This is a genomic window from Maribacter sp. TH_r10 (assembly GCF_033101095.1).
GTDB classification, from domain to species: Bacteria; Bacteroidota; Bacteroidia; order Flavobacteriales; family Flavobacteriaceae; genus Maribacter_A; species Maribacter_A luteus.
On the sequence record NZ_JAWMPY010000001.1, the window covers coordinates 596,958 to 615,859 of the forward strand.

General features: G+C 38.2%; 17 protein-coding genes. 14 read left to right on the forward strand and 3 right to left on the reverse strand.

The features are described from left to right. The first annotated feature begins 38 nt into the window (after positions 1–38). Together R3X28_RS02450 and R3X28_RS02455 are read left to right on the forward strand one after the other, a co-directional pair. On the forward strand, positions 39–3,809 hold the full coding sequence (locus R3X28_RS02450) for a DUF3857 domain-containing protein (RefSeq protein ID WP_317662136.1): 3,771 nt from the start codon (positions 39–41) through the stop codon (positions 3,807–3,809). A gap of 58 nt (positions 3,810–3,867) precedes the next feature. Next, positions 3,868–4,953, forward strand: coding sequence for an acyltransferase family protein (locus R3X28_RS02455; RefSeq protein WP_154363556.1), 1,086 nt, complete (start codon positions 3,868–3,870; stop codon positions 4,951–4,953). Positions 4,954–4,956: 3 nt separating this feature from the next. On the opposite strand, the gene R3X28_RS02460 is transcribed toward R3X28_RS02455, so the two are convergent. Next, positions 4,957–5,550 carry a riboflavin synthase gene (locus tag R3X28_RS02460; RefSeq protein ID WP_154363554.1) on the reverse strand — a complete coding sequence of 198 codons (594 nt, stop codon included), beginning with the start codon at positions 5,548–5,550 and terminating at the stop codon, positions 4,957–4,959. 83 nt (positions 5,551–5,633) lie between these two features. Here R3X28_RS02460 and pdxA point away from each other — a divergent pair, with 83 nt between their 5' ends. The 12 genes from pdxA to R3X28_RS02520 all read left to right on the forward strand — a co-directional run bounded on the left by pdxA (position 5,634) and on the right by R3X28_RS02520 (position 17,480). Continuing rightward, the gene (gene pdxA, locus R3X28_RS02465) at positions 5,634–6,680 is read left to right on the forward strand and encodes a 4-hydroxythreonine-4-phosphate dehydrogenase PdxA (RefSeq protein ID WP_154363552.1); all 1,047 of its coding nucleotides are present in this window, start codon (positions 5,634–5,636) and stop codon (positions 6,678–6,680) included. A 161-nt stretch (positions 6,681–6,841) separates the two neighbouring features. Beyond that, positions 6,842–7,372: a YceD family protein gene (locus R3X28_RS02470; protein WP_154363549.1), complete on the forward strand. Its 531-nt coding sequence runs from the start codon at positions 6,842–6,844 to the stop codon at positions 7,370–7,372. A 6-nt stretch (positions 7,373–7,378) separates the two neighbouring features. Next, complete coding sequence (gene rpmF / locus R3X28_RS02475) at positions 7,379–7,576, forward strand: 50S ribosomal protein L32 (protein WP_154363548.1); 198 nt, start codon at positions 7,379–7,381, stop codon at positions 7,574–7,576. 246 nt (positions 7,577–7,822) lie between these two features. After that, positions 7,823–8,821: a beta-ketoacyl-ACP synthase III gene (locus R3X28_RS02480; RefSeq protein WP_317662138.1), complete on the forward strand. Its 999-nt coding sequence runs from the start codon at positions 7,823–7,825 to the stop codon at positions 8,819–8,821. 26 nt (positions 8,822–8,847) lie between these two features. Next, the gene (gene accB, locus R3X28_RS02485) at positions 8,848–9,336 is read left to right on the forward strand and encodes an acetyl-CoA carboxylase biotin carboxyl carrier protein (RefSeq protein WP_154363544.1); all 489 of its coding nucleotides are present in this window, start codon (positions 8,848–8,850) and stop codon (positions 9,334–9,336) included. A 71-nt stretch (positions 9,337–9,407) separates the two neighbouring features. Beyond that, the gene (gene accC, locus R3X28_RS02490) at positions 9,408–10,760 is read left to right on the forward strand and encodes an acetyl-CoA carboxylase biotin carboxylase subunit (protein WP_154363542.1); all 1,353 of its coding nucleotides are present in this window, start codon (positions 9,408–9,410) and stop codon (positions 10,758–10,760) included. 199 nt (positions 10,761–10,959) lie between these two features. Beyond that, complete coding sequence (locus R3X28_RS02495; protein ID WP_317662141.1) at positions 10,960–11,631, forward strand: hypothetical protein; 672 nt, start codon at positions 10,960–10,962, stop codon at positions 11,629–11,631. Between the two features lie 8 nt (positions 11,632–11,639). Then, positions 11,640–13,508 carry a DUF4836 family protein gene (locus R3X28_RS02500; protein ID WP_317662143.1) on the forward strand — a complete coding sequence of 623 codons (1,869 nt, stop codon included), beginning with the start codon at positions 11,640–11,642 and terminating at the stop codon, positions 13,506–13,508. Between the two features lie 2 nt (positions 13,509–13,510). Then, the gene (locus tag R3X28_RS02505; protein WP_317662145.1) at positions 13,511–14,905 is read left to right on the forward strand and encodes a hypothetical protein; all 1,395 of its coding nucleotides are present in this window, start codon (positions 13,511–13,513) and stop codon (positions 14,903–14,905) included. A gap of 117 nt (positions 14,906–15,022) precedes the next feature. Then, positions 15,023–16,138 carry an FAD-dependent oxidoreductase gene (locus R3X28_RS02510; RefSeq protein ID WP_317662147.1) on the forward strand — a complete coding sequence of 372 codons (1,116 nt, stop codon included), beginning with the start codon at positions 15,023–15,025 and terminating at the stop codon, positions 16,136–16,138. 175 nt (positions 16,139–16,313) lie between these two features. Then, a complete protein-coding gene (locus R3X28_RS02515) occupies positions 16,314–16,964 on the forward strand; it encodes a hypothetical protein (protein WP_317662148.1) in 651 nt (216 codons plus the stop codon). A 54-nt stretch (positions 16,965–17,018) separates the two neighbouring features. Further along, positions 17,019–17,480: a 3-oxoacyl-ACP synthase gene (locus R3X28_RS02520; RefSeq protein ID WP_154363530.1), complete on the forward strand. Its 462-nt coding sequence runs from the start codon at positions 17,019–17,021 to the stop codon at positions 17,478–17,480. Between the two features lie 156 nt (positions 17,481–17,636). Here R3X28_RS02520 and R3X28_RS02525 read toward each other — a convergent pair whose 3' ends face one another. Together R3X28_RS02525 and R3X28_RS02530 are read right to left on the reverse strand one after the other, a co-directional pair. Next, positions 17,637–17,891 carry a peptide chain release factor-like protein gene (locus tag R3X28_RS02525; RefSeq protein WP_317662151.1) on the reverse strand — a complete coding sequence of 85 codons (255 nt, stop codon included), beginning with the start codon at positions 17,889–17,891 and terminating at the stop codon, positions 17,637–17,639. 5 nt (positions 17,892–17,896) lie between these two features. Then, positions 17,897–18,871: an ABC transporter ATP-binding protein gene (locus R3X28_RS02530; RefSeq protein WP_317662153.1), complete on the reverse strand. Its 975-nt coding sequence runs from the start codon at positions 18,869–18,871 to the stop codon at positions 17,897–17,899. Positions 18,872–18,902 lie beyond the last annotated feature (31 nt).

Sequence of the window (18,902 nt, forward strand, 5' to 3'; positions counted from 1 at the left end):
AATATCCATGTGATTTTATTGAACCAACCCTAATTTAGATGATAAGATTTCTTTTTTTTCTGGTTCTTGTCCTTTCTACGACAACCACCAGTTTATTTTCCCAAAATACCAAGTACGAAAAACATTGGGAGCACTTGTTCAAGAATGAACGTAAAGAGGCAATGGCGGCCATTAGAAAATCAAAGGATGATGAAATCACCGACTTTTTATCCAAAGAGATCATAAAGGCCGAAAATGGCAACTTTACCAATCCGGATGGTTTTATTTCCCGATTGATGGAGTACCCCGATTTTGAGTATTACCTCTATGCGTTATGGACACAAAATTTCTTTTTTGACAATTATATTGAAAGTGGTTTCAATAACAAGAACAGTAAGAATATAAAGGATATTGATCTGGGCCGCATAAAAGACCCGACTGTTCTGGAAGCCATGAAGTATCTTAAATCCATCGTATCTAGGCATACTAATGATTGGGACGAATATTATAGAATGAATTCGGAAATGGCGTCGATAAAGAAATGGCAGTTTTGTGGCACCTTTGAAAACCTGAACGGTAGTGGGTTGGATATTACCTACGATCCGGAATCGAAAGCTTATTCCGAGCAAGATTTCAATGCTAATAGCAATGGTTTCATTAATTGGTATGGTAACGGGGATTTTCAAAAAGAAGCCTATCAGTTTTATACCAATCATACAGAATATGGTGCAGGTGTAAATTATGCCCAAACCTTTATAAACAATCCCGAGGATCAACGGGTTGTTCTGCGATTGGGTAGTTCGGCTTTGGTAAAAGTATGGGTCAATGATGTGGCCATTTTAGAGAATACCAATGACGGTATTACCGATTTGGATGCTTATAATGTCTCTTTTACCCTGCCTAAGGGTATAAACCGTTTACTGATCAAGAACGCAGATCAAAGTGGGGTCGGTTATTTTATAGCCAGATTGACCGATGTTGATGGTAATGAGATTCCCGATATTACGATTGATTCCGCCTATAAACCATATACCAAGAGTACCGAACAGAGCTTGCAACCTACAGAAATAGATAATTCGGTTGAAGCTTTTTTTAAAAATAAAGTTGCGGAGAAACCCAATGACTTCTTCTATACCTATTGCTTAATAAGTACGTATCTAAGAAATTCAAAATACACCGAGGCTAAAAAGATTCTGTTACCACTGCTCAAAGAGCACGGCAATAGCTCTTTTTTAAGGCGATTGTTGATTGTAAGCTATAATCTGGAGAAAGATTACACCTCTTCCAAAGAGCTGCAAAAAAACATTGAAAAAGACGATGATAAGTATTACTTGTCCTATGTATACCGTTTTCAGGAATCTGGGGAGTTATTTAAATTACCCATAAAGGAGTTTGAAAAATTCACGGATGAATTCAAGGCTGCCACGGATATGCAGATCTTAAAACATTCGGCAGATTTGATGTTGAGCATTCGTAAAGAAGACAAAAGTGCCATAAAGGAAAAATTAAAATATATCACCACCAATTTCAAGGATCAAACAAAACTAATCAAACTTTATATAGCACTCTATTCCGACTATTTGAACGAGGATGAGAATGCCATTAAGGTATTGGAGACGATCAATGATTTATATTTTGATTACCCTGCGATATTGAAACTGGCCGGTTTCTATGACAAACAGAACAAGAAAGAAGAGGTACTACGACTTTTCCGTGATCAATATAATGACGTTAGTAGTAGTAATTCATATCTCAAGGATTATATCGCTTATTTGCATGAGTATAAGAAGTATGAAGAGTCCTTGCCCTTTATCGAAAAGGTATTGGCCAATTACCCTTATTCTTTCATAGGTATGGAATATATGGGCAATGCCCTTGAACAATTGGGAAAAAAGAAGGAAGCCTTGGCCTATTATAAAAAATCGTTGAAACATAATGGGGCTAGTAGTGAACTAAGAAAGAAAATCGAAGATCTTTCGGGTACCGAGGATTATTTCAAGGAATTGGCAACAAACGACATCTATGATTTTATCGCCAAAAACAGAAATAAGGGTACCAAGAACAATTATGGGTACAATTATTTGCTCGATGAGACTTTGGTACAATTATACCCAGAAGGCGGACATAGGAGTAAGAACAGCTATGTACTTGAGATTACTTCGGAGAGCGGTATAGAATCAATGAAAGAACTTGATCTTGGGCTTCGAGGTAACTATAGCATAACAAAATCTGAAATCGTAAAACCGAATAAAACCGTGGTTCCGGCATCGAAAAACGGATCAAACCTGGTGTTCAGTAATTTAGAGGTTGGCGATATCATTTATGTGGATTATGAAAGTAGCGCAAGTTCCAGCGGTAGGTTTTATAAAGATTATGTAGATTATTTTCAGATGGATTCTTACCATCCCATTTTAAAGAATTCACTTAAGATCTTGGTGCCTAAAGAAAAACCCTTCCATTTTAAATTGATGAACGGGCAAGTACCCCATCAAGAAAAGAAAATGGACGATTATGTTTGCCATATTTGGGAAATGGACAACCTAAAACCCCTTGAACAACAAGAGGACTATATGCCGAGTATGTCAGATGTAGTAAGATATCTACATATTAGTACCATTGATTCCTGGGACGATATCGCTACTTGGTATTCCGACCTTGTTCGACCCCAAATGCAGATAAATTCCGATGTTGAGGAAGCATTTAAGAAGATATTCCCCGAATCGGTCGATAAGTATTTCGACAACGAAAAAGCGGAGCGGATATATTACTACTTAATGGAGAACCTAAGTTATAGTTATGTAAGTTTTAGGCAAAGTGGTTTTGTACCGCAACGGCCGGCGAAAACCATAAAATCTAAGTTGGGCGATTGCAAGGATTTTTCAACCTTGTACGTGACCCTGGCACAAATGGCCGGATTGAAATCCCATTTGGTTTTGGTCCTGACCTCAGATTACGGTAAGCAATCCATGATCTTACCAAGTCAGGATTTCAACCACTGTATCGTAAAGGTTTTTATTGATGGTGAACCACAGTATTTGGAACTTACCGATAATAACCTGCCTTATAAATCCATACCTACAAGTTTAGAAAACGCCACTGCTTTGGACATTCCCAATAAGGTGGTTAAAGATGTTAAGCAAGGGGTATATTTACTTAATAACATTAACCACGACCCGACCGTTATTGAAAGCAATATGGTATATCAATTGGGAGGGGAAACGCATAAATTAAAGATTGAATCGGTTTTAAAGGGCAGTATCAATTCAAACTATGCCGCTATTTTAAAGGAGGATAACTATGAGGTCATCAAAACAAAGATCACGGATGATTTTAAAGGAAGGCTGTTCGAGGATTTTAAGATGGACACCATTTATGATATAAAATACGATTTGAAATCCCCTGTTATCAGCTATACTTCTGATCTGACCATAAACGAGACCATGGATGAAATTGGCAGCATGAAGGTTTTTCGGATTCCAGCTGTGAACAATGCTTACAACAGTGGTATTATTTCAGATGAAAAAAGAAACTTTCCGATAGAATACATTTTTTACGAAAATGCCGATATCTATAAGTCATCCTATAAAATCATTTTAGCCCAAGATGAGAAATTCGTCGAGGTTCCGGAAAGTGCCGGTTTAAATTATCGAAAACATCGGTACAATATCAATTATGAACTTGTTGAACCTAATGAACTGCATATTGCTATCGAAGCGCATACCTCAAAAGAAAGAATTGATCCTAGTGAGTATGAAGCTTTTAAATCTTATGTAAAATCGGTATTGGATCTAAAGGAACAATTAATTGGTTATAAGCGGTTAAAACAGTAACCGTAACGACGATTTTCACATGCTATTTGGTTATCTTTATTAGTCTAAAGAAGCCAGCATGAAAAATAGAATTATTTCGGTCGATATTTTTAGGGGGCTGACCATTGTTTTGATGATTTTGGTCAATACACCTGGTACTTGGTCCCATGTTTATGCGCCGTTGTTACACGCCAAATGGCATGGGTATACCCCAACAGATCTGGTCTTCCCATTTTTTCTTTTCATTGTTGGTACTTCCATAGCTTTTGCTTATCAAAATAAAACAGCATCTTCGGCCACTTATCGAAAAATAATCGTTAGAAGTTTAAAACTAATTGGACTTGGGCTGTTCCTAGGTGCTTTTATGATCAGTTTTCCTTTTATCAAGGATTTTGAATCGATCCGTTTCCCTGGGGTTTTACAACGAATCGGGGTAGTTTTCTTTTTTGCGGCGATCCTGTTCATGAACTTTAATTGGAAAACCCTCATAGGTATATGTTTCACATTCTTGGTGGGGTATTGGTTATTAATGACCTATGTGCCCGTAGAAGGTGTCGCGTCAACATTTGATCGTGCCCCCAATAACCTAGCAAATTATCTGGATGTAAAGATTTTTGGCACCCATAACTATAAATCCGATTATGATCCTGAAGGTTTTTTGAGCACCCTGCCCTCAATAGCAACTTCATTATTAGGGATTTTTACCGGACTGATATTGACTTCAAAAAGGGAAAAGAAAGAGATGGTTCTTTTGGGTTTAGGTGTTGTAATGTTGATTTTAGGTTATCTATGGGATATCATATTCCCGATCAACAAAGCCCTATGGAGCAGTAGTTTTGTATTGGTAACCGCAGGTTGGGCCAATATCTTCCTTGGGTTGATCTATTATTTTTCAGATGTACGTGATGTCAAATTCGGAAGTATTTTCAAATATGTGGGTGCAAACGCCATCACCATATATTTCCTCTCGAGTTTCATCAGCAAGATTATGGGTCAGATAAAAGTGGGCGAAACTTCTTTACATGGTTGGCTATTTCAAAACGTGTATACCCATGATTTTATGACTTTGGAACTTCCCTCCCTGCTATATGGCCTTACAGTGGTAGGTTTCTACATGATTCTGGCTTATATCATGTACAAAAAGAAAATATTTATTAAAGTATAAGTTTTAGTTGGTAAGATGTTGCGTCATTCGGGCAACATATTTTCCGATAACATCAAATTCCAAGTTAACCGTACTTCCCACTTCATAGGTATTGAACCTTGTGTTCTCATAGGTGTAAGGGATTATGGCGACACTGAAACCGTTGGTTTTGGAGTCTACAACGGTAAGGCTTACCCCATCAATCGAAATCGACCCTTTTTCAATGGTCACATTGTTGTATTTGGGGTCATATTCAAAGGTAAAAAACCAACTACCGTCCTTTTCGGATATGGCCGTACATTTACCCGTTTGGTCAACATGGCCTTGTACAATATGGCCATCTAACCTAGCACCTAAGACCATGGCTCTTTCCAAATTCACCTTATCCCCCACTTTTAGTTCCCCTAGTCCTGATTTTAATAAGGTTTCTTCAATGGCAGTAACCGTGTAAATAGGTCCGTTAATAGCAACTACGGTTAAACAAACACCGTTATGTGCAATGCTTTGGTCTATTTTCAATTCTGGTGTTATAGAGGAATTAATGCTGATATGAAGGTTGCCCCCTTCTTTTTCCAGTTGTTGTACTTCTCCCAAAGATTCGATTATTCCCGTGAACATGTGTCGTTAAAATTAAGTAATTTTGTGATTCAGATAAAGCGGCATATTACATAACGGCCGCATAATACAAAGGTAACTATATAATGCAGGAAAGCCGAAAAATAAGGGTAGGAATATCTATTGGGGATTTGAACGGAATTGGGTGCGAAGTCATACTCAAGACATTCGAGGATGCCCGCATGTTGGATTTTTGCACACCGGTCATATTCGCTTCCAACAAGACCGTAACTTACCAGAAAAACGCTTTGGGCTTTACCATTAATTATAACGGCGTACATGATGCGGCCAAGGCAATTGACGGCAAGGTGAATGTTGTGAATGTTTGGAAGGAAACCCCGAAGGTAGAATTTGGTAAAGAGACCAAAGAAGGTGGTATGTATGCCATAAAATCACTACGCGCAGCCGTAAAGGCCTTGAAAGAAGGTAAGGTTGATGTTTTGGTCACTGCACCTATCAATAAAAAGAATATACAAGCAGACGATTTCAAATTTCCGGGACATACCGATTATTTGGCAAAGGAGCTCGATGGTGAAAGCCTTATGTTCATGGTCACCAACGATTTAAGGGTGGGCTTGCTTACCGATCATATCGCGGTAAAAGACGTAGCCGAAGCAATAACGCCTGATTTGATACGTGCCAAAACACATCTCATAGAGAAATCATTACAGATGGATTTTGGTATACCACGCCCTAAAATCGCCCTTTTGGGGATTAACCCCCATTCCGGTGATCATGGTGTAATAGGAAAGGAAGATGATGAGATCATGAAACCGGTCATCAAGGAAATGAAAGAAGCCGGCCAATTGGTTTTCGGGCCATATTCGGCCGATAGCTTTTTTGGCTCCGACGGCTATAAGAAGTTCGATGCCATTCTAGCAGCTTACCACGACCAAGGGCTTATTCCCTTTAAGACACTTTCTTTTGGGAATGGGGTAAATTATACGGCCGGACTCTCGAAAGTGCGTACTTCACCGGATCATGGTACCGCCTATGAGATTGCCGGAAAGGGAGAGGCAGACCATAATTCGTTCAAAGAAGCGCTTTTCAAGGCCATTCAAATTTTCAAGAATAGGGAAGAGTATCTTGAATTGACAGAAAACCCCTTGAAAAAACAGAAAGTAAGGAGATAACTGGCAACAAAACCCAAAGAATTAAGGGATTTAATGTCTATTTACTTACAACTGAATGAAAGACAGAAGATTTACGTGCTAATAATTGGCATTTATTAAAAAAAAAGTATCTTTGCACCCGCCTTAATGTGGGCAAGTATATTAAAACAAGTGTTGAAGTGATGAAGCAAAAGGAGTTTAAAATTCCTTTCTCTGGATTAAAGCAGGGAAAACACGAGTTTGATTATGATATAGATAATACGTTCTTTGAGTCTTTTGGATATGATGAGTTTAATGCAGCAAAAGTAAATCTACATGTTGTTCTGAATAAGATGAGCACTATGTTAGAACTTGGGATGCATGCAGAGGGCTCTGTAAATGTAGATTGTGATACAACCAGCGAACCTTATGACCAAGAGATTGAAGGTGAATTGGAATTGGTAGTCAAGTTCGGTGATGAGTTCAATGATGAAAACGATGAGATATTGATTATCCCTCATGGAGAGCATCAATTGAACATTGCACAATATGTTTATGAAATGTTGGTTTTGGCCGTACCCCAGAAAAGGATACATCCCGGAGTTCTGGATGGCACTTTGCAATCAGAGGTACTAGATAAGTTGGCAGAACTAAGTCCAAAGGAAGAGAAAAACGAAAGTGAAGATAATGATCCCCGTTGGGATGAATTAAAGAAGTTACAAACGGATAAATAATTAATAATGGCACATCCTAAAAGAAAAATTTCCAAAACTAGGAGAGATAAGCGAAGAACGCATTACAAGGCAGTAGCACCTACAATAGCCAAAGACCCAACAACAGGGGAAATGCATTTGTACCACAGGGCGCATTGGCACGAAGGTAAATTATATTATAAAGGTCAAGTTTTGATCGATAATACCGAGGAAGCGGAAGCTTAGACTTGATTTTGGATAAAATAACGACCCCCTGCTTGTAAAAGCGGGGTTTTTTTATGCCTTAAAGCGAATCAATTGGAAAATAATCAGCTGTTGAAATTAAAAATGGTTGAATTATTTTCAATGGTACTAATAATCCCTAATTAGTCACAAACAATCACTTTTTGGGCAAAAAGTCCTGAAAAATCATTATTTTTCCCCAATTTTGAAGCTTTTTCGAATGATTTTGATTGACAACACAAACGAAATATGGGTAAATTAAGTGCAGCGATCACAGCTGTAGGCGGGTATGTCCCCAAGTTCATCTTGACCAACCAAATGCTCGAACAAATGGTTGATACCAACGATGAATGGATCACTACACGAACAGGTATCAAGGAGCGGAGGGTTCTTAAAGAAGAAGAAGGAAAAGGCTCCTCTTTTATGGCTATTAAGGCCGCGGAGGATCTCATCAAAAAAGGCGATATCGACCCATCGGAAATAGACCTTGTCATTGTCGCTACTGCCACACCGGATAGTTTAGTCGCTTCAACAGCCGCTTTTGTAGCTTCTGAAATCGGCGCAACAAATGCTTTTGCATACGATCTCCTGGCAGCATGTTCCAGTTTTTTGTTTGGAATGTCAACAGCCTCCAGTTATATTGAATCAGGTAAATACAAGAAAGTCTTATTGATCGGAGCAGATAAAATGTCCTCGATCATTGATTATACGGATCGAACAACTTGTATCATTTTTGGTGATGGTGCCGGTGCCGTGCTTTTTGAACCGAATATGGAAGGTTTGGGAATGCAAGATGAATATTTGAGGTCAGATGGCAAGGGAAGGCAATTTCTTGGAATGGATGCAGGTGGGTCTTTGATGCCCGCCACCGAGGAAACCGTTAAGAACAGAAAGCATTTTATCTATCAAGATGGTAGAACCGTATTTAAATTTGCAGTGAGCAATATGGCCGATGTTGCCGCGATGATCATGGAGCGCAATAACCTTAGTGATAAAGATGTGGCATGGTTGGTGCCGCACCAGGCAAATAAGCGCATCATTGATGCTACGGCCAATAGAATGGGACTGGACAACTCCAAAGTCATGATGAACATAAATAAGTATGGTAACACAACATCCGCTACCTTACCTTTGTTGCTCTTTGATTATGAAAAACAATTGAAGAAAGGTGATAATCTGGTATTCGCCGCCTTTGGAGGAGGGTTCACCTGGGGGTCTATTTACCTTAAATGGGCATATAATAAATAAGCAATCAACTATATAAATTACTTTCTATGGATATTAAAGAAATTCAAAGCCTCATTAAATTCGTCGCCAAATCAGGGGCAAGCGAGGTAAAGTTAGAAACAGATGACATTAAAATAACGATTAGGACAGGATCAACATCAGCAGGTACTGAGACTACTTTCGTACATCAAGTACCGGTTGCCCAAGCCCAAATGGCCCCAGTTGCAACAACGCCGGCTGTTGAAGTTGCTGCTCCTGCCACTCCAGCCCAAAAAGAGTCTGAGGAAGAATCTAAATATATTACGATTAAGTCACCGATCATAGGTACGTTCTATAGAAAGCCTTCACCTGACAAACCATCTTTTGTCGAAGTAGGCTCAACAATTGCGCAAGGTGATGTACTTTGTGTTATAGAAGCTATGAAATTGTTCAATGATATTGAATCTGAAGTTTCCGGTAAGATCGTTAAGATATTGGTAGATGATGCATCTCCTGTAGAGTTTGATCAACCTTTGTTTTTGGTTGACCCATCTTAGTGGATTTTAAGTTGAAAATTGGTGCATTGCACCATTTAAAATGTATTGCTTAAAAGTTAAAACTTCAAGAGATGTTCAAAAAAATACTTATTGCAAATAGAGGGGAGATTGCACTACGGATTATCAGGACCTGTAAGGAAATGGGAATTAAGACCGTAGCTGTATATTCCAAGGCAGATGAAGAGAGTTTACATGTTCGATTTGCAGATGAGGCCGTTTGTATCGGTCCTGCTCCGAGTAGTGAATCCTATCTCAAAATACCGAATATTATCGCGGCTGCCGAAATAACCAATGCCGATGCCATTCATCCAGGGTATGGTTTTTTATCAGAAAATTCTAAATTTTCCAAAATCTGTGCCGAACACGATATTAAATTCATCGGTGCTTCCGGGGAACATATTGACCGAATGGGCGATAAGGCTTCGGCCAAGGAGACCATGAAAAAGGCAGGTGTACCAACCGTACCAGGTTCAGATGGTTTATTGAAAGATGTTGCAGAGGCCAAAAAAGTAGCCAAGAAAATGGGTTATCCCGTTATGATTAAAGCTACTGCCGGTGGTGGTGGTAAGGGAATGCGGGCCGTTTGGAAGGAAGAGGATATGGAAGAACTCTTCGACAGTGCCGTTCAGGAAGCTACTGCCGCTTTTGGCAATGGGGGAATGTACATGGAAAAATTGATCGAAGAACCACGCCATATTGAAATACAGATCATTGGTGACCAATACGGTAAGGCATGTCATTTATCTGAACGTGATTGTTCCATACAACGTAGACACCAAAAATTGACCGAGGAAACCCCATCACCTTATATGACCGATAAACTTCGGGAAGATATGGGTAATGCTGCTGTAAAAGCGGCTGAATTTATTAAATATGAAGGTGCGGGTACCATTGAATTCCTTGTAGATAAGCACAGGAATTTCTTTTTTATGGAAATGAACACCCGTATCCAGGTTGAACACCCGATTACAGAACAGGTAGTCGATTATGACCTGATTAGGGAGCAGATTTTAGTGGCTGGCGGAGTACCCATCTCTGGGAAGAATTATTATCCAAAATTACACGCCATAGAATGTAGGATCAATGCGGAGGACCCATACAATAACTTTAGGCCTTCACCTGGTAGAATAACCACGTTACATACACCGGGAGGACATGGTGTTCGTATGGATACCCATGTTTATAGTGGTTATACGATTCCACCTAACTACGATTCAATGATTGCAAAGTTGATTACCACGGCCCAAACTAGGGAAGAGGCGATCAACAAGATGAAACGTGCTCTTGATGAGTTCGTAATCGAAGGGGTTAAGACTACAATTCCCTTTCACAGGCAATTGATGGTACATCCAGATTATTTAGCTGGAAATTATACCACTAAGTTCATGGAGGATTTTGTAATGGATCCACCAGTAGAGGAATAACAATCTAAAACCCGACGATATCGTCGGGTTTTTTTTGCATATTACTTTTACAACCCCTGTTTTCGGTAGTTGCTCGTTCTAACTTTTAGCCTTTTTGTTTTAGTTATTTCACTATGCTTTTTGTTTTGAAAATAAAAGGGAAAGGGAATGCAATTTATAACTGATATTTTTGTTAATCGTTATATAAAAACCAACCAATATGCTCAAAAGGGCTCTAGTATATTTCACTCTGTTCTTATGTATTTCATTAAGTACGGGTTGTTTCGATATTTTGGAGGAAATACAGCTCAATAAAGATGGTAGTGGCACCATTATGGTGACCCTGAACATGAGTAAGAGTAAAACCAAATTAGCCTCTTTAATGTTGTTGGATAGCGTTAACGGACATAAAATTCCATCTGAAGACGATATCAATGAATTTTTCAAGGATGCCATATACCATTTAGAAAAAACACCAGGCATATCGAATATTAAAAAAACAAAAGATTTCAGTAATTACGTTTTTACTCTTTCCTGCGATTTCAATTCCGTGGAAAACGTGAACATTATTTTTAAAGACCTTATAAAGAATAAGGGCACTAACAATTACACCAATTTGTCTTACAACCCTTCTGCACACTACTTTAAAAGGCATTTTACACAGGAAGAGCTCATAAAAAAATCTTTTTACAAACTAAAATCAGAGGACCGAAAGGTTTTTGATGGAGCTAGCTATACCTGTATTTATAGGTTTCAGGATAAAGTCAGGGCCGTTTCCAATACAGATGCCAAGATAGCACCGAACAAGGGCGCCGTATTTTTAAAAATTGATGCCCTTTCCCTGATTCTCGGGGAGAAAAATATTCAGAATAAAATTGAATTAACCAAATAATACTTTAAATGAGAAAGTTTGTAATGGCCGTTTCGGCTTTTTGTATCACAGTCTCACTAACTGCGCAAGACCTAGTGTCAAAAATTCCTTCAACAGCATCCGCTGTAGTTTCGATCAATGGAAAAAACCTATTACAATTAATGAGTTTAGATGAATTCTCAAACTCCAAATTCGGGACTTTATTAGAAAAAGAACTGGCCAAAGATACCAACGGAAAATTGGAAACTTTGGAAGATTTAGGGTTAGATTATGATAATAGCTTCTATTATTTTTTTGAAATGAAAGAAGGGGTGTTTACCAACTGTTTTCTTGTTCCACTGAACAGTTCCAAAGGCTTTTTGAGTACTTTACGTAAGAGAAATTTAGACAAGACCATTACTGAAGGGGACATATCTTACTTTCAAAACTACAGTGGTGATACGGTAACCATGTGGAATGAAAATGTTCTAATGTTCGTTATGGCCATTGATAATAAAATAGAGGAAGATGTATATGGTTATGATTACTATGACGATTATCAAACAGAAACCGTCATAGAAGAAATTGTTGAACCGGAAGAAGAAGTAACGGAGTCTTCAGAAGAAATACAAGGAGTAGATTATTACAATAGTGATGCTTATAAAAAGGAACAGGAGCAAAGAGAAATTAAGCGTCAGGAAAGAAGGGAAAAGAGAGAGGCCAGAAGCAAGGAGTTTTCAAAAGAAGTCTTAGCCAATGCCAAAAAAATAATTTCAGGTACTTATGCGAATAAAAGTATTCTTACGAATACAAATTATATTAAAAGTATTGGAAAAGGAAAACAAGAAGCCAGCGTATGGGTAAACGATTTTGCCACTATCTATGAGCAAGCTATACCCAGTTATATGCTTGGAGGTGATTTCAACCCCTATAATTACATGAATATAGATAAGTTGTATAAGGGTGTTTCTGTTGCGGCCAAGTTAGACTTTGACAAGGGTCAAGCAGTATTGAAAACGGAATATACGATGAGTGATGAAATCGCTGACCTGTACAGGCCTATGTACAATGGAAAAATCAATAAGAATTTCGTGAAGTATGTAAATGAGGATAAGTTGCTGGGTTATATGTCTCTTAATCTTAGTACCGAAGGCGTACTAATGGCATACCCTAAATTGGCGACCAGTTTATTCGATACGAATTCTGGAGAAACCTTAAATGAATCGGTGGCCTTAGGGGCAAAAATATTCTCAATGTTGATAGATGAGGAAGAGGCTGCAAAAATAATCCGTGGAGATATGTTTTTGGCACTTACCAATTTATCAGAGAAAGAAGTGACATATACAGATTACGAATATGATGCCGATTTCAACTATAAGGAAGTAGATAAAACAAAAACGGAAACCATACCTGATTTTATGTACATGTTTACATCAGAGGAACAGGAAATCTTTAATAGATTAGTTAGAATTGGCCTTAAAGAAAATAAGTTAGAGGCCATGAACGGTGTTTATAGGTTAACAGACCTCCCAAATTCCACGCCATTTAACATCTATATAACACAAAAGGACAACACCGTGTTTTTTGGAAGTTCGTTAAAAGATATGACCGCCATAAAAAGCGGAACATTCGTGGCAAAACTATCCGGCGAACATAAAAAGAACATTACCAAAAACGCATCAAGTATTTATGTAAATGGGAAAAAGATAGTATCCGAAATCCCCGTAGAATCCTTTCCGAGGGATTTAAGGGATAAAGTGGATTTTTTGACCTCCAATACAGAAGACATTAAAGTGAATTTCCACAAAATCAAGGGTAACACAATGAAAGGTGAATTGATTTGGGAAACACCTTCCGAAGGGCACAAGAACAGTTTTGTTTATTTCATTGATATGATAGATGTTTTGATGGGTAAATAAGCATGAAAAAAACCCTTAAGATAGTTTTATTATTGAGTATAGCTTCAATATTGGGGTATTGGGGCTATACTTGGTATAATAACAAAGCCTCTTTATTGGGGGTCATTCATAAAGATGCGGATAGCGCTATAAAAATAGCTTTTCATGATATAAAGGAAACACTGATTTTAGATGCGGTGACTTCACCTAACTATTATTACGATAATGCATCTTTTAAGCCAAGGAAAACCGATAAAGACACCATAGATAAAAAAGGGGTGGACCTTATGCCTTACAACCTGGTATTGTTCACTGTGCCTACAGTTGAAAATACGTATTTCTCTGTATTGAAGATAAAGAACACCAAAGCGTTCAAGCATCAAATAGACCATTATGTAAATTCTAAGGGGTTAATATTACGTACTGATGATCAAAACAATGTGCATTGGTTAGAAAATAAAAAACAACGTTGGGTTTGTGCTTGGAACACGGAAAAAGTAATAGTCTCTTTCGGTTTGGACAATTCGTATGCCAAAAGCAAAAATATTTTTTTTGATATTTTGAAATCCAATAAGGTAATCGAGTCTAAGGGCAACGACTGGATTACTTCCCTTTCCGAATCAAAAAGCCATATAACCTATCTAAATGGGAAGAGTAAGATAACATTACAGTTTGTTGATGGGGAAGCTGTTATAAAGGGCAATATTAAAACTGATGGAATCAGGACTTATCCGAAGGAAGTCGATTATGCACGAATACCAGAAGCATCTATAAATTTTTATTGGGATGCCAACTTTAAGCATCCAAAGAACAAACAAAGATTCATTAAGTCATGGGAAGGCAGTTCTTTTCTGAAAAAAATGAATTTAGACCTGTCGCAAGCAGTAGATTTTACCAATGGGTTTGTATATCTGGGTGTAAAGGGAACAACCTCCCAGTCAGATACCATCGTAACGTATACGTACGATGACAACTTCAATAAAATAGAAGAAAAGACTCATCAAGAAAAAAAGGTGCCGAATATGGTTTTGTATTTGGAAAAGGAAAAGAATGGATTGAAAGATTACTTGGCCCAAAAAGACTTATTGAACCAAAATGGGGTTTTTACGGGGTTCCCATTATATCGTTTTTATGTAGAAGAAAACACGAATAGCACGCTATTCAAAACCGGTAATTCAAAATTACCTTTAGAACAGGCCACCGACCAGCACTTCATGAACCTTTCCATTGATTTTGCAAAGGCAAAAGAAGATTTCCAAATTCCACAATTAGAGGGTTATTTTGATTTGTTGCAAGCACTGGAATTGTCCGCAAAACAAGCTGTCGGGAACGAGATTGCCTTAGAGGGAAAAATCAAAGGGAAAAAACAGGATATTAATTTTCTTTCACAACTGTTTTTCGGACTTGACCAGGATTAATCTACAAGCTTCAAGATATAATTAATTCAGGACCAGCCTTTAGTCGAATATTTCATTACACAGGGATACTGATCACTTTCAAAAGTAAAATGTGGTCAATAGTGATTATCTTGCCGTATGAACCTGAGTTATTGGGAATATAAAACATGGTTGTCCGACATCGATTTCACCATTGTAGGTAGTGGTATTGTCGGATTGAATTGTGCCCTGGTTTTACGTAAAAAGTATCCATCAGCAAAAATAGTTGTGTTGGAAAAAGGTGTCTTGCCCGAAGGTGCAAGTACCAAGAATGCCGGCTTTGCATGTTATGGCAGTATTTCCGAGATAATATCCGATTTGAACACCCATACCGAGGAAGAAGTGGTGCAGTTGGTAGATCAAAGATGGAAAGGAATACAATTGCTGCGTAAAACATTGGGAGATGCCACAATTGATTATCAACAACATGGTGGCCATGAGCTCTTTCCTAAATCCAAGGAAGGACTGTATGAGACTTGTAAGGAGAATCTTAGGTTAGTGAATTCCCTATTGAAACCAATTTTTGGAACAACGGCATTTCAATTGCAAGAGAACCGATTCCATTTTAAAAACATAAAGGAGCAGTACATAACAAATTCCCTTGAGGCCCAGATAGATACAGGTAAAATGATGGCGGCACTACTAAATCTTACGGCTAAGAATGCTATTCGGATATTGAATGCGATAACGGTTGAGGAATTTCAAGAATCCGGTAACGCTGTGGAAGTAAGAACGAATGCCTTTACCTTTAAAACCAAGAAGTTAATGATCGCCACGAACGGCTTTGCTTCCCAACTTTTAAATGAAAAAGTGCAACCTGCCCGTGCACAGGTATTGGTAACGAAACCCATTCCCGAACTGTATATTAAAGGTACTTTCCATCTAGATGAAGGGTATTATTATTTTAGGAATATTGATAATAGGATCCTTTTCGGGGGAGGGCGTAACCTCGATTTCAAAGGCGAAGAAACCTATGAGCAGACCGAGACTCCCTTAATTCAAAATCAGCTTGAGAAAATGCTGGCCGGAATTATTTTACCCGACACCCCTTTTGAGGTAGCCATGAGATGGAGTGGTACCATGGGTATAGGGGACGTAAAAAAGCCGATAATTAAGCAAATTTCTGATAATGTGTATTGTGGCGTACGGTTGGGGGGAATGGGAATAGCCATAGGTAGTCAAATAGGTAAGGAACTGGCAGAACTTTCGGTATAGAAGTTGTTCATTGTTCATTTTTCTTTTTATCTTGGTACCTCTCGAGAGAACAATGACCTGCCCTAGGTCTTACAACCACACCAAATCATTTGGTATTTCTGAACATAATCGAAATCGATAGGCTAAAGAAAAGCAATTATTGATTAAGAAATTCGTGTGTTTAATAGTGTTCTAAATGACAGAGTCTACATTGGTATCCCATTTTAAAAAGTTAAGTGTATTGTTTTTGGTATCGATGTCCATTATGGGTTGCTCATTGGGCAAATCCAATTATCATCGTGAATATACCCGTGTTTGGAAAGAGATCATTAAATCGGAAGCTTGGAAAAATTCATTAATGGCCAGTAATTCTGACGATGTTTCGGATTATATCGAAATTTCTTCCAGATCTACTAGGGCTGATTCAGAAGAAGACCGATTTACGACAGAATTGGATATGGAAGCATTGTTTGAGGAGCGTTATCAATCCTTGGTTTCAAGGGCTTATTTCAAAATCATTGCCGAAGCCAAGAAAGCTGATGTTCGTTTGCGAGCAGAGTATGACCGCTATGCTGCCATGCAGCAAGATGCTAATTTGAAAAAAGACAAGACTTTTAAAAAAGAGTATGAAAGCGTCAGTAAAAAATACAATGCCCATAAGAGAATGTTACAGGGGCTCACCTCCTGGAATATTTTTAGGGAGTATCGTACCAATGACCTTGATTTTTTTAAAGCGGAAAATAAAGATCAAATACATAAGATGTACAATTTGGGCAGGTCTGAAGAACAAATAATAAATTATCTGGTGTATAAATTAGCCGATTTGTACCATTTCGAGGATCAATGAACATTTATGATAGCTTCCCACAATTCAATTTATAGGTAATTAATGCTTTACACTATGGACAATTTAAGTCATAAAGAAAATTTGTATCGATTTTGCGAGGATTTTGTACAAGAACGTATCTCTAGAATAGAGTTTCAGATTAATGAAATACAAGAAGCCTTGGGCTCAGAGACAAAAAGTAGTGCCGGCGATAAACATGAGACGGGTAGGGCAATGCTTCAATTGGAAAGGGAGAAATTGGGGCAACAACTTTCAGAGGCCGAGAATATGCGCAGGGTACTTGAGAAGGTAGATATATCTACGTCAAGGGCAACGGCCTCATTAGGTAGTTTGGTAAAAACGACAATGGCGAACTATTTTCTTTCCATTTCCGCAGGTGAATGTAAATTGGGCACCAAAGAGAAGAATTTCTGTATTTCACTGAACACTCCCATTGGTATTATGTTACTGGGAAAAAGTGTAGGGCAGACCATTCATTTTGGAGAAAACGATATTAAGATTCTTGAAATCGTTTAGGTAAGATCAATCCAATTTTGGCCGTCGTCGGTTTTGTTTTTTTAAGGCGTCTTTTTTCTTTTTGCGAAGCCTTTTTTCGATAGATGATTTAGAAGGTTTTGTTTTTCTGCGTTTTTTCTGGAATGTAAGTGCGTCTTCCAATAGTTGTAAAAAACGTTATATAACAAGCTCTTTATTCCTATACTGGCTGCGGGTATCACCGGCCTGTAGAATCAAAACATTCCCTTTGGTAAGCCTATGGGCAAGTTTATGCAGAATACGCTCCTTTTCTTTTAATGACAATGCCTGTGAATTGGCAACATCAAAAGCAAGTTCCACTTTGGTAGATACCTTGTTAACATGCTGTCCCCCCGCACCACTGCTCCTGACCGCTTTTAATTTAATTTCTTGAAGAAGGGCAGCTGCATCCATAATATTTAAAGGTTCAATCTTTGGTTAATCGTTTCTATGGAAACATTTAAAAATACTTTTTTATGGGAATCTAGGGCTGTTTCGTGATTGAAAAATATAGGTAGCCCTTCATAAACCCCTTCAATCATAAAATACCCGCCTTTAAAGTAAGAACGTAGAACTTCTACTTCTAATCCTGATTTTTGCGACACTTTAAATTCATGTGCGTATACAATGATCTCGCGCTGGGTATCGGCATAGGATTTTATGATGTTAATGGGTATCTTATTTGCTTCACCGAACAAACCGGCGATATAAAGGTCTTTTGGATGTTCAAATAGATTTTTTGGGGAGTCTTTTGCGATTACCTTTCCGTTTTTCAATACCACTACGGTATCGGCAAAGGGCAACATATCGTTGTGATCATGGGTTGCTGTGATAACGGTCACGCCTTTTTCCTTTAAATAACCGAATAGGTTCCTACGAAGTCCATTTTTCCTAAAGTTGTCGATATGGCTAAAAGGTTCATCAAGTAATAAGACTTCGGGTCGTTGTGCAAGAACGCGGGCCAATGCCACACGTTGTTGTTGGCCTCCACTTAGGTTTTTGACCTTTACCTTGGCAAAATCTGTCAATTCTATCATTTCGAGTAGTTCCTGTGTGCGTTCTTTCAACTTTTCAGGCTCGAAAACGGATAGAAACTGACTCACATTTTCCTCTACCGTTATAAAAGGCATCAGGTCAAAATCTTGTGATAGATATTTCATATAAGGTTCTCCCGGCACCAAATTGAAGTTAGGGCCTAAGATTTGAGTGTCGTTCCAAAATAATGTTCCGTCCTCAACATGTAAAAGTCCGTAAATGATCTTCAACAAAGTACTTTTACCACAGCCACTCTCCCCAATGATGGAAACATGTTCACCTTTCTGTATTTTTAGATTGATGTCTTCTAGAACAGGTGAATTGTTATAACGAAAGGAAACATGGTCTACATGCAGCATAAAATGGTTCTTTATAATGATATGAAAGTCC

Excerpts from the sequence above, each read along its gene's own strand:
- R3X28_RS02500 (WP_317662143.1), top strand. The coding sequence starts at position 11,640 with ATGAGAAAGTTTGTAATGGCCGTTTCGGCTTTTTGTATCACAGTCTCA.
- R3X28_RS02495 (WP_317662141.1), top strand. The coding sequence starts at position 10,960 with ATGCTCAAAAGGGCTCTAGTATATTTCACTCTGTTCTTATGTATTTCA.
- R3X28_RS02480 (WP_317662138.1), top strand. The coding sequence starts at position 7,823 with ATGGGTAAATTAAGTGCAGCGATCACAGCTGTAGGCGGGTATGTCCCC.
- rpmF (WP_154363548.1), top strand. The coding sequence starts at position 7,379 with ATGGCACATCCTAAAAGAAAAATTTCCAAAACTAGGAGAGATAAGCGA.
- pdxA (WP_154363552.1), top strand. The coding sequence starts at position 5,634 with ATGCAGGAAAGCCGAAAAATAAGGGTAGGAATATCTATTGGGGATTTG.
- R3X28_RS02505 (WP_317662145.1), top strand. The coding sequence starts at position 13,511 with ATGAAAAAAACCCTTAAGATAGTTTTATTATTGAGTATAGCTTCAATA.
- R3X28_RS02515 (WP_317662148.1), top strand. The coding sequence starts at position 16,314 with ATGACAGAGTCTACATTGGTATCCCATTTTAAAAAGTTAAGTGTATTG.
- R3X28_RS02520 (WP_154363530.1), top strand. The coding sequence starts at position 17,019 with ATGGACAATTTAAGTCATAAAGAAAATTTGTATCGATTTTGCGAGGAT.
- R3X28_RS02510 (WP_317662147.1), top strand. The coding sequence starts at position 15,023 with ATGAACCTGAGTTATTGGGAATATAAAACATGGTTGTCCGACATCGAT.
- R3X28_RS02530 (WP_317662153.1), bottom strand. The coding sequence starts at position 18,871 with ATGCTGCATGTAGACCATGTTTCCTTTCGTTATAACAATTCACCTGTT.
- accC (WP_154363542.1), top strand. The coding sequence starts at position 9,408 with ATGTTCAAAAAAATACTTATTGCAAATAGAGGGGAGATTGCACTACGG.
- R3X28_RS02470 (WP_154363549.1), top strand. The coding sequence starts at position 6,842 with ATGAAGCAAAAGGAGTTTAAAATTCCTTTCTCTGGATTAAAGCAGGGA.
- accB (WP_154363544.1), top strand. The coding sequence starts at position 8,848 with ATGGATATTAAAGAAATTCAAAGCCTCATTAAATTCGTCGCCAAATCA.
- R3X28_RS02525 (WP_317662151.1), bottom strand. The coding sequence starts at position 17,891 with ATGGATGCAGCTGCCCTTCTTCAAGAAATTAAATTAAAAGCGGTCAGG.
- R3X28_RS02460 (WP_154363554.1), bottom strand. The coding sequence starts at position 5,550 with ATGTTCACGGGAATAATCGAATCTTTGGGAGAAGTACAACAACTGGAA.
- R3X28_RS02450 (WP_317662136.1), top strand. The coding sequence starts at position 39 with ATGATAAGATTTCTTTTTTTTCTGGTTCTTGTCCTTTCTACGACAACC.
- R3X28_RS02455 (WP_154363556.1), top strand. The coding sequence starts at position 3,868 with ATGAAAAATAGAATTATTTCGGTCGATATTTTTAGGGGGCTGACCATT.